Annotated in this window: 12 protein-coding genes; all 12 read right to left on the reverse strand. The window is 68.2% G+C overall.

The window, feature by feature from the left end:
• Positions 1-11: 11 nt before the first annotated feature.
• Positions 12-842: an ABC transporter ATP-binding protein gene (locus VNR19_RS11330; protein ID WP_325726809.1), complete on the reverse strand. Its 831-nt coding sequence runs from the start codon at positions 840-842 to the stop codon at positions 12-14.
• Positions 832-1,617 (reverse strand): ABC transporter permease, encoded by a 786-nt coding sequence (locus tag VNR19_RS11335; protein WP_325726811.1) that lies wholly within the window; start codon positions 1,615-1,617, stop codon positions 832-834. The genes VNR19_RS11330 and VNR19_RS11335 overlap by 11 nt, the downstream gene beginning before the upstream one ends.
• Positions 1,614-2,465, reverse strand: a complete 852-nt coding sequence (locus tag VNR19_RS11340; RefSeq protein WP_325726813.1) for an ABC transporter permease — start codon at positions 2,463-2,465, stop codon at positions 1,614-1,616. The genes VNR19_RS11335 and VNR19_RS11340 overlap by 4 nt, the downstream gene beginning before the upstream one ends.
• Positions 2,466-2,569: 104 nt before the next feature.
• Positions 2,570-3,574 (reverse strand): ABC transporter substrate-binding protein, encoded by a 1,005-nt coding sequence (locus VNR19_RS11345; protein ID WP_325032333.1) that lies wholly within the window; start codon positions 3,572-3,574, stop codon positions 2,570-2,572.
• Between the two features lie 209 nt (positions 3,575-3,783).
• A complete protein-coding gene (locus tag VNR19_RS11350) occupies positions 3,784-4,581 on the reverse strand; it encodes an ABC transporter permease (RefSeq protein ID WP_325032115.1) in 798 nt (265 codons plus the stop codon).
• A 2-nt stretch (positions 4,582-4,583) separates the two neighbouring features.
• Positions 4,584-5,420, reverse strand: a complete 837-nt coding sequence (locus VNR19_RS11355) for an ABC transporter ATP-binding protein (RefSeq protein WP_325726814.1) — start codon at positions 5,418-5,420, stop codon at positions 4,584-4,586.
• A 78-nt stretch (positions 5,421-5,498) separates the two neighbouring features.
• On the reverse strand, positions 5,499-6,551 hold the full coding sequence (locus VNR19_RS11360) for an ABC transporter substrate-binding protein (RefSeq protein WP_325726816.1): 1,053 nt from the start codon (positions 6,549-6,551) through the stop codon (positions 5,499-5,501).
• Between the two features lie 160 nt (positions 6,552-6,711).
• Positions 6,712-7,128, reverse strand: coding sequence for an aconitase X swivel domain-containing protein (locus VNR19_RS11365; RefSeq protein ID WP_325726818.1), 417 nt, complete (start codon positions 7,126-7,128; stop codon positions 6,712-6,714).
• The gene (locus VNR19_RS11370; protein WP_325726820.1) at positions 7,125-8,408 is read right to left on the reverse strand and encodes an aconitase X catalytic domain-containing protein; all 1,284 of its coding nucleotides are present in this window, start codon (positions 8,406-8,408) and stop codon (positions 7,125-7,127) included. Before VNR19_RS11370 ends, VNR19_RS11365 begins: the two co-directional genes overlap by 4 nt.
• 79 nt (positions 8,409-8,487) lie before the next feature.
• Positions 8,488-8,742, reverse strand: coding sequence for a hypothetical protein (locus tag VNR19_RS11375; RefSeq protein ID WP_325726822.1), 255 nt, complete (start codon positions 8,740-8,742; stop codon positions 8,488-8,490).
• Positions 8,739-9,848 (reverse strand): hypothetical protein, encoded by a 1,110-nt coding sequence (locus VNR19_RS11380; protein ID WP_325726824.1) that lies wholly within the window; start codon positions 9,846-9,848, stop codon positions 8,739-8,741. Before VNR19_RS11380 ends, VNR19_RS11375 begins: the two co-directional genes overlap by 4 nt.
• A gap of 1 nt (position 9,849) precedes the next feature.
• On the reverse strand, positions 9,850-10,386 hold the full coding sequence (locus VNR19_RS11385) for a UGSC family (seleno)protein (RefSeq protein WP_325032108.1): 537 nt from the start codon (positions 10,384-10,386) through the stop codon (positions 9,850-9,852).
• Between the last annotated feature and the right edge of the window lie 58 nt (positions 10,387-10,444).

Here is a 10,444-nt window from a genome sequence, read left to right on the forward strand (position 1 = left end):
CAGGGCGAGGCCTAGGCGACCGTCCGCACCGCTTCCGTGTCGCCCGTGTACGTCTTCGCCTTCTGGATCTGCTCGTACACGTGATGCCGCAGTTCGACGAAGCGCGCGTCCGAGCGCGTCTCGAGCTGGTCGCGGTGCTCGGGCAGATCGACCTTCAGGTCTTCGAGGATCACGGTCGGCGACGACGAAAGCACGATGACGCGCTCTCCGAGGTACACCGACTCGTCGATGTCGTGCGTCACGAAGAGGATCGTCAGACCGAGCTTGGCCCACACCGACCGTACGAGGTCTTCGAGGTCGGCACGGGTCTGCGCGTCGACGGCCGCGAACGGCTCGTCCATCAGCAGCACCTCGGGCTGGTACGCGATCGCACGGGCGATCGCGACGCGCTGCTGCATGCCGCCCGACAGCTGCCACGGGTACGACGTGGGCACGTGGGCGAGGCCGACCGCCTCGAGGGCCTCTTCGACGCGGCGCCTGCGCTCGTCCTTCGGCACTCGCGCGACCTTGAGCGGCATCTCGACGTTGTCGGCGACGCGCAGCCACGGATACAGCGAACGCCCGTACTCCTGGAACACGAGCGCCATGTTGCGCGGCGGCCCGTCGACGACCTTCCCGTCGAGCACGACCTCGCCGCTCGTCGGCGCGAGCAGCCCCGAGATGCACTTGAGCAGCGTCGTCTTGCCGGAGCCCGACGGCCCGACCAGGCACGCGAACTCGCCCTTGCGCAGGTCGAAGGTCAGGTTCCGCACGGCCTCCACGCCGCCGGTCGGGGTCGAGTAGATCTTCTGAACCCCGCGAACCGACAGCAGGACCTCGTTCGTCGTGGCGTCAGCGCTCACTGGTCTCCACCTCTCGTTGTCCGAAGTACCAGGCCAGCACGCGGCGCTCGATCACGCGGAAGATCCACGCGAGCACGATGCCGATGAGGCCGATGATGACGATGCCCGCCCACATCGGGCCGATCTGGAAGATCTGCTTGAACAGCATGATCTGGTAGCCGAGGCCGTCGATCGCCGCGTACATCTCCGACACGACCATGAGGATGATCGCGATCGGGAGGGCGAGACGGATGCCGGTCATGATGCGCGGCAGCGACGCGGGGAGCACGAAGCGGCGGAGCCTCTGCCACCCGGTGACGCCGTAGGTGCGCGTCGTGTCGGCGAGCACCTGGTCGACGCCCCGCACGCCGTCGATCGTGTTGAGGAGGATCGGCCAGAGGCATCCGAGGAAGATCAGGAAGATCTTGGACCGGTCGTCGATCCCGATGACCAGCAGGAGCACCGGGAGCAGGACGGGCGGCGGCACGGCGCGGATGAACTCGAACAGCGGGCCCGTGAGCTTGCGCGCGACGCGACTCGATCCCACGAGCACGCCGAGCACGATCCCCACGACGATCGCGCTGATGAGACCCACGCCGAGCCGGTAGAGCGACGGCAGCACCTGCTGCACGAGCAGAGGACCGAACCACGACCCGAAGAAGTCGCTGACGATCTGGCCCGGCTTGGGCACGAAGGGGTTCGTCTCGTTGAGGGTCGCGGCCCACCACACCGCGATGATGAGGATCGGGAGGGCGAGCGCGTACACGAGGCGCATGCCGATGCTTCGCGTCGTCACGAGATCACCTCCCCTCGAACCGACGGATGCCACCCCAGCACGGCCTCTTCGAGGCGACGCAGCGCGAGGTTGATGACCAGGCCCAGCACGCCGGCGAGGAGGGCGAGGGCGTACACGACCGGGGCGTTGCCCGCGGATTGGTACTGGGCGATCATCTGCCCGATGCCGGGCGCCTGCACGACGATCTCGATCGTGACCGCCACCACGAGCGCGATCGTGCCCGAGAGGCGCACGCCCGTCATGAGGTAGGGCAGCACGGTCGGCCACACGACGTAGCGCGCGCGTGCGAGGTATCCGAGGCCGTAGCTGCGGGCGGTGGAGTCCGCGACCGGGTCGACGTCGGTGACGCCGTAGATCACGTGGATGAGGATCACCCAGAAGCACGCCCACACGACGATGGCGATCGTCGCGGCCGGGCGCACGCCGAAGATGACGACCGCGATCGGGATGAGGCCCACCGACGGAATGGGGCGCAGGAACTCGATCGTGGAGTGCGTGAAGTCGCGGACCCAGCGGTTCGATCCGATGATCACACCGCACACGACGCCCGCGACGAGGGCGATGACGAGGCCCACGCTCCAGCCGAGCATCGTGTTGCCCAGGGCGGTCCAGAACTGCGCGCGGTACTGCTCGCCGGCGACCACCTCGATGACCGTCGCGAAGACCTCTGTGAACGGAGGCAGGTAGGTGGGGTTCACGAGGCTGAAGCGCGACGCGAGCTCCCAGACGAGGATGAAGCCGACGATGCCCAGCGCCCCGAGGACGGGGGTCGAGAGCTTCGACTGGCTGAACGGTGTGCGGGTCTGCGGGCGGGTCGCGGCATCCGCGGGCGCCGTGATGGTCGCCATGCTCGTCCTCCGCTTGCTGGTTCGTGGGGGAAGGGGGTGGTGCGGGCCCGTGCCCGGTGGCACGGGCCCGCGTACCGGCGGGGTCACTCCCGCCGTGTGGGTTCTTACGGCTCCCAGATGAGCGTGTCGAAGTCGACCGGCTCCTTGAGGTAGCCGAGCTCGAGCGACCAGTCCGCGATCGGCTGCAGGTTCTCGACGGTGAGCGGGAGCTTGCCGTACGAGCCGAGACGGATGCGGGCCGCCAGCGCCGGGTCGATCTTGGTGAACTCGGCGATGTTCTCGCGGAGCTCCTCGTCGTTCTCGAGCGCGTAGGTGTTCGCCGCGTTGATCGTGTCGACGACCTGCGCGAAGTACTCCGGGCGCTTCTCCACCTCGGAGCGCAGCGCGTACCAGACGCCCGCGACGACCGCGTGGTCGGACAGGTACTCGAACGGGTTCGCCAGAGTGCGGAAGTTGTTCTCCTCGCGGCCGAGCGTGCCGAACGGCTCACCGGCGACGAACGAGTCGATCGCACCGCTCACGAGCGCGGCGGGCTGGTCGGGCACGCCCATCTGCACGTACTGCACCTTGGCGGGGTCGCCGCCGTCGGCCTTGACCGCGATGTCGGCGAGCAGCTGCGTGTAGCCGCCGGGCGCGTTGACGGCGACCTTCTTGCCCTCGAGGTCCTTCGCCGACTTCAGTTCGCTGTCGGCGACGACGAGCAGGTCGTTGATGCCGTTCTCGGGGTCGTCGGGCGTCGCGCTCGCCGCCGCGATGATGACGAGGTCCACGCCGTTCTCGACGGCCTGGAAGACGCCCGTCGAACCGCCGTAGCCGATCTGCACCTGGCCGGACTGCATGGCCTGGATGATCTCGGTGGACGAGCCGGCGGGCTGCAGCGTGAGGTCGAAGCCGTTCTCTTCGAACAGGCCGTTCTGCTGCGCCATGTACACCGGACCGATGTCGGTCACGGGGATCACGCCGGCGACGAGCGGCTGGACCTCCTGCGTGTCACCGCCGGCGTCGCCGCCCGCGGTGTCGGTGCCACCGCCGCCGCAGGCGGTGAGACCCAGGGTCAGGACGGCGCCGATTCCGATGAGGAACGACGCTCGGGTGCGCAAAGCCTTCATGACTGCCTCCATTGCCAGTTCGAGCTCTCAAGCGAGTCGGGACGAACGAGATGCTTTCACACAATGCGTACAAACGCAACGCTCTGCGTCCATCAGTACGCAAAGCGTCCGCTGAAGTCTCATTCAGTGAGCCTGAAACTCGTTGGGCCACGCAGAAACGCCGCCCCGCCGGGTGGCGGAAGCGGCGCTCTGCGGTGCGGGGCGGGGCGTCAGGCGGTCGCCGTGCGCAGGCCGTAGACCGACTCGTGCCACGGGATGAAGAAGCGCTTGAGCTCGTTCACGATGAGGTACAGCACGAGTCCCAGGATGGACAGCCAGATGATGAGCGCGAACGTCATGGCGGCGTCCAGCGCGTTCATGGCCGAGACGACCATGTTGCCGAGGCCGTTGTTGCCTCCGAGGTACTCGCCCACGATCGCGCCGATCGTCGCGAGCACGATGCCGACCTCCATGCCCGCGAACAGGTAGGGCTGGAGGCTGCGCATGTCGAGCTGCACGAACCGCTGCCAGGTCGTCGCGTTGAGGCTCTGCATCACCTCGCGGTGTCCTTGCTCGACCGAGCGGACCCCGAGCAGCACGTTCAGCATGATCGGGAAGAACGCGAGCAGCGCCGACAGGACGATCTTGGACGTGAGCCCGAATCCGAACCAGATGACGAACAGCGGCACGAAGGCCACCTTCGGGGCCACCTGCGCGATGACGATGAGCGGCCGCAGGCTCACCTCGAGCCACGGCAGCTTGCCGAGGACGACACCGACCACGAGGCCGACGACGACCGCGATGAGGAAGCCGATCAGGATCTCGCTCACCGTCACACCCGTCGCCGCCCAGATGCGCGGGTCGTTCAGGAGCGAGACGAACGCCGCCCACACGTCGCCCGGCGGCGGGAAGATGAACGGGTTCACGTTGAGGGCCGTGACGATGACCTGCCACGCGACGATGATCAGGACGACCAGCGAGGGCGTGACGATCCACGGCAGGAGCTTCATCATTCGTGCGCGGGACATGCTCAGTCCTCCTCGTCGATGTCGTGGCGGAGTTTGCGCACGATGTCGTTGAACTCGGGCGTCGTCTGCAGATCGACGGAACGCGGCTTGGCGAAGTCGGCCGGCAGGATCTGACGGATGCGGCCGGGCCGCGGTGTCATGTGCACGATGCGGTCCGCGAGGAACACCGCCTCGGGGATGTCGTGCGTGACGAACACGACCGTCGAGGTCGTCTCGAGCACGATGCGCTGAAGCTCGAGGTTCATGCGCTCGCGCGTGAGCGCATCGAGCGCGCCGAACGGCTCGTCCATGAGCAGCAGCTCGGGCTCGGTCGACAGCGCGCGGGCGATCGCCGCGCGCTGGCGCATGCCGCCCGACAGTTCACGCGGATAGGACTTCTCGAATCCGCCGAGGCCCACGAGCTCCGCGAGCTCGGTCGCGCGCCGGCGGCGCTCCTTCTTGCCGACGCCCCGCAGCTTCATCGGAAGCGCGATGTTGTCGAGCACCGAGAACCACGGGAACAGGTTGCTCTCCTGGAAGACGAAGCCCAGCTTCGTGATCGCGTTCGAGTCGACCTGACCGTTGCCGCGCCACAGCGGGCGGCCGTCGACCTCGATCGACCCGGCCGTCGGGGCCAGGAGGCCGCCGATCATGCGGAGGAGCGTGGTCTTGCCGCATCCGGATCGTCCGATGAGGGCGACGAACTCGCCGCGCTGAATCGTCAGGTCGATCCCGGAGACGGCGTGTGTGATGCCGGATCGGGTGTGGAAGTCGCGGCCGATTCCCTCGATCCGCAGGCGCGGGACCTCGGTGCTCGCCGTCACGGGCGTCACCTCCTGCACCAGTGCCTCATTGCTCATGCTTCACTGCCTTGCCTCGTTGGGAGAGGCGGCCCCTCGGCGTGGCGCCTCGGGGCCGCCTCTGCTGTCTGGCGCCCGTCAGGGCAGGTAGTCGTTCGTGATCCACTCGAGCGGGTCTTTGCCGCCCTCGACCAGTCCCGACTTCTCGTAGATCTCGTAGGCCTCGACCCAGCCGTCCAGGTCGTTCTCGAGGAGAGCGAGCTCACCGTCGGGGTCGACCCAGGTCTGGGTCGTGTAGACCTCGAGCGCCTGCGTCGCGATCGAGTCGTCCTCGAGCGCGGGGAACTCGAAGTCACCGCTGTCGCGGAGAGTCTGCAGGACGTTCGCGAAGTCGTTCTCGCTGTCGTCGATGACGGCCTGCGTCGCCTCCTTAATCGCCGCGAGGAAGCGCTCGATCTGGTCGAGCTTCTCGGGGTCTTCGAGGTTGGACTGCGTCGTGATCCACGTCTGGATGTCGGGTGCGTCGGCGAGGCCCGCATCCGTGATCACCGCGTCGTCGTTCTGCGCGCCGAGCGCGATCGAGGTGTCGAGGCTCACGATGTATCCCGCGAGCTGACCCTGCTTCACGAGCTCGTACGTGGCGCCCGTGACGGGCACCGCCTGGCGCGTGACATCGTCGCGCGCCACGTCGCCGGCGTCGAGCGCGAGGTTCAGCATCTTCTCGCTCGTGCCGCCGATCGAGCCCATGCCGATCGTCTCGCCCACCATGTCGTCGACGTTCTCGACGGGCTTGTCCTCGGTCGAGACCACGCGCAGGTTGGACTTGTGCGCCATCGTGCCGATGGACACGATGGGCTGGCCCTGCTCCATGCCGGGGAAGACGTCGACGGTGCTCGCGCGAGTGATCGGGGTCGCGCCGCCGAGCAGCGTCTGGATCGCCGCCGCGGTGCCCTGCACCGGCTGCAGCTGCACGTCGAGGCCGTGCTTCTCGAAGTAGCCGCCGGCGTACGCGTACATCTCGGGGGTGAAGGTGAACGACTCGAGCGGCAGGAAGGTGACGACCACCATCTTCTGCAGCTTCTCGCCGCCGGCTTCCGCGTCTCCGCCGGAACCCGGCGTGGCGGAGTCTCCGGCGCATGCCGTGAGCGCGAGGGCACCGGCCGCGATCAGCGACGCCGCGGCACGGAGCATTCCACGTGCCTTGCGTGGCCGATCGACCCGGGGGGAGATCGATGAACTCATGTCTGGACTCCTGTGTCTGAACCATGTGACCGCGGCTTCGCGGACGGTGTTCCAGGGTGTTCGAGAAGGGGATCCCTATCAACGTAGGGTTCCATTCTTCGAAAACCCTTTATCGTGAGAGAACCGTCACGATCCCCCGGTCGCCGTCGACCCGCACGAGGTCGCCCGTGCGTATCGCCGAGACCGGATCGGGGGCCGCGCCCACGACCGTCGGAATGCGCGTGACGATCGCGCCGAGCGCCGCCTTCGTGGTCATGACGTTGAACACGAATGCCGCGGGGGCGGTGCCGAGCAGCCTCGTGCTCTGGAAGAACCCCGACCACCCGGACGAGCCCTTCGCGCCCGGGAAGACGAGCACCTTGCCCGCGAAGCACACCCCGAACAGCTCGTGCCGGGGCTCGATCACGGTGCCCGTCGCGACGTCGATGCCGCCGAAGCCCGAGATCGTCTCGGAGGTGACGAGCGCCTCCGCCTCGACGACGCCGGGCACGATGCCCCTGCCGTGGAACTCGAGCGTCCCGGTCATGCCGCGAGCTCTCCGCGCCACTTGCCCGTGAGGGCGGCCGAGACACACTCCTCGAGGGTCCCGAACCAGGCCTCGATGCCGAGGATCGCCGGAAGGTAGTGCGCCTGCTTGGCCGAGTCCGTCGCGAACACCCGCACGCCGTCGGGGGCGGCCTTCGACATCGCGGGGCACGAGTCGGTGAGCAGCTTCCCTCCGGCGCGCTCGATCGCCGCGGTGTAGCCGTTGCGGTCGGCCATGATGCGCAGCGCGCGCGGCGTCATGACCCACAGCTCGGTCCCGTCGCGCAGGCGCTTGCCGTCGAGCAGCCGCGCGATCTCGGCGATCTGGTCGAGTGACGCGTGCGGGCACCCGAGCAGGATGAAGTCCACGTCGTCCGAGTCGCCCTGCGAGTTGAGGGTCTCGTAGACGGCTCTGCGCTCCGCGGGGCCGTAGGTCGCGGCATCCGGAATCTCCCGTCCGCCGAAAGCGGCCACGAGGCTCGGCGCCTCGGGCGTGATGCCGGGGATGTGGTAGATCTCCACGCCGCCCGACGTCGCGGTCGCCGCTCCGAAGTGCTTGAGGTTCGCCAGGTCGGGCTGTGCGAGCGCTCCGATCACGGCGGGCCGCTCCTCTTCGACCTGCTCGCCGACGAAGTACCCGAACATGCCCCAGTCCTGGAACGACTCGACCGGCACGTCGGCGCGCACGAGACGGTTCGCGTAGCGGTTCTCGGGCACGTGGTTGCCCCAGTACGGGATCTTGCCCGTGAGGCCCGCGGCACCCGTCGACGCGGCGCCCTCGCAGTTCGTGCGCGCGCCGAGCACCGAGTTGCAGTAGACGACCGCGGACGACTCCATCCACGCGCAGTGCTCGTTGCGCACGGGCAGGTTTCCCACCTGGTACGGCGTGCACGTCGCGAGGATGTTCACGCCCCGCTCGCTGAAGTACGACTCCGCGCTCCCCTGCAGCTCGATGTTCGCGACCGAGTACTTCGAAAGGCCCGCGGCGTCGTCCGAGAAGCCGTGCTGCAGCTGGCACGTCGGCACGCGCATCCGCGGCACGTCGATGTCGTCGTCGCAATCGAGGTTGATGACCGCGAAGGCCTTGGCCCACCCGCCCTCTTCGACGAGCTTCGCCTTCGCGGGCGAGGGCTGGGTCATGGTGCCGGCGACGTTGCGCGTGTCGCACAGGCGCTCGGCGCCGAGGGCTTCGCCGTAGCGGATGAGCAGGTCCATCGCTGCGGCGACGGCATCGCCCTCCGCGCCGTCGCGCATGCGCTTCTCCTCGTCGGTGAGGTGCATGGTTCCTCCCGGTCTGCGGTGACGTGCGGCGGAAAGCGAAGCGGGGCGACCGACAGTTCCGGTCGCCCCGCCTCCTCGATCAGTGGTCGGTCGCGGGAAGGACCACGCGATCGAGCGTGTACGGCGTCGGCTCGAGGGCGGACGCCATGATCGCCTCCATGACGGGCAGCGGCACGAGGCAATCCGCGCACGCGCCATCGGTGGCGTCGATCCTGACGACGATGCGGTCGCCTTCGGTGGGCTCCCACCGAAGCAGGTATCCGTCGGCGCCCATCATGTCGCGGAACTCCTTGAGAGCCGCGTCGACGTCGACCACTGCGGTCTGATCGGTCATGAGCGTGCTCCGATCCTGCTGATGGAGTAGGGATGCAGGCGCGGCGGGTTGAGCGTGAAGATCTCGACCACCGACGAGACGCCGGCGTTGTTCGCGCCCGCCACGATGATCTGGATCGACGTCGGCGCGCTCAGCAGCGGCACGACATCGGGGCTGTCGGTGCCCGAGGTGGTGTCGGGCATCGAGTCGGGATGGTCGGCCGACAGACGCCAGCGCGACTTGCGCGAGATCGCGTCCTTGCCCACCGCCGCGAGGTCGGCGCGACTGCGCACGACGCGCGAGAAGACTGCCTGACGGACATCCTCCTTGCTCCACCCGGCGTCGGCGAACACGGCCGCATGCTCGGGCACGAGCACGAGCAGCGCACTCGTGTACTCGTGGATGAGCGCGCCGGTGCGACGGATGCTGTCGGCGAAGTCCTCGGCCAGCTGCTCGGGCTCCATCGTGTGACGAGCCTCGATGTGCATGACCGAGCGGATGACGTACGCGGTGACGGTGCTGTCGGATGCGTCGAACCCGTTGTCGACGTGGAACGGCGCCCACGGGCTCTGCTCCTCGTTCTCGCCGATGCACGCCGAGTACTTCGCGGGCGTGCCCTGCGTGGCCTGGTCGAGCTTGTGCGGGTGCAGCCCGAACACGTTGATGCAGGCGAGACGGATGGCGCGCCCGATCGTCGCGTTGGCACGGAACCCCGAGCCGTAGATGTTGCCCTGGCTGTTCAGCCCGATCTCCTCGCGGATCGGCCCGTTCACCACGAGGAACGGTGCCGTTCCCGTCGTGGACTGCCAGATCCCGCGCGCGGGGTGCGGCTCCTTCGCGATCGACTCCCACGCCGCGATGACGACGGGGCCGTACTCGGGGCGGCATCCGGCCAGTGCCGCGTTGATGAGCGCGAGGCGAACCGTGAGGCTGCGGTTCAGGTGCGGGATGTGGAAGAGCACCTCGTCGGGCTCGCGGTCGGTCGCCGCGAGGAAGTCCGCGAGATACGACTCGGTCACCGGGACGACGGGCAGTCCGTCGGTCCACTCCTGCGCGGCGTAGTACTCCAGCGCCTCGTGGATGCGCTCCACGTCGACCTGGGGTGCGCTCTCGATGGTCATGCTCATGTCACTCCTCCACACCGAGGATGCGAACGACCTCGGGAATCGCCGCGAGCGCGCGCTCGCGGATCTCGTCGGCACTCAGGCTCGCCACGGGGTGCTTCACCGCGAAGAAGTCGAAGCCGGGGAACCCCTGGACCTTCGCCATCGCGCGGCCCGAGGCGAAGAACGAGTCCGACGTGATGCTCACGGTCGGAACGCCCGCGCGCTCGAGCAGGATGCCGTCGGCGACGGTCGCGGCGCTGCACGAGCCGCAGTCGCCCACGGCGGTCACGACGACGTCGACCTCCTCGGCGATCTGCGCGATGAGGTCGTCGGCGGCCGGCGTGCCGAAGTAGTCCTTCGTGTACAGGCGGGTCTCGCCGGCGCCGTAGCTGCGCTGCAGCTCCTCGCCGATCTCGCGAAGCAGGTTCGTCGCGTTCGGCTTGGTGTTGTCGAGCAACCCGATCGTGAGGCCTCGCAGGCTCGCCGGACGCGGCGAGAGTGTCGAGTCGGCGTCGCGCTCGTCCATTCCCGTCGGGTCGAGCAGGAGTTCTTGAACCATTCGAATACCCTTCATCGCGGTTCCCGTGGTGGCGCGGATCAATCTGCCATGGGCCCGG

Source organism: Microbacterium sp. (genome assembly GCF_035556355.1).
In the GTDB taxonomy this organism is placed as follows: Bacteria; Actinomycetota; Actinomycetes; order Actinomycetales; family Microbacteriaceae; genus Microbacterium.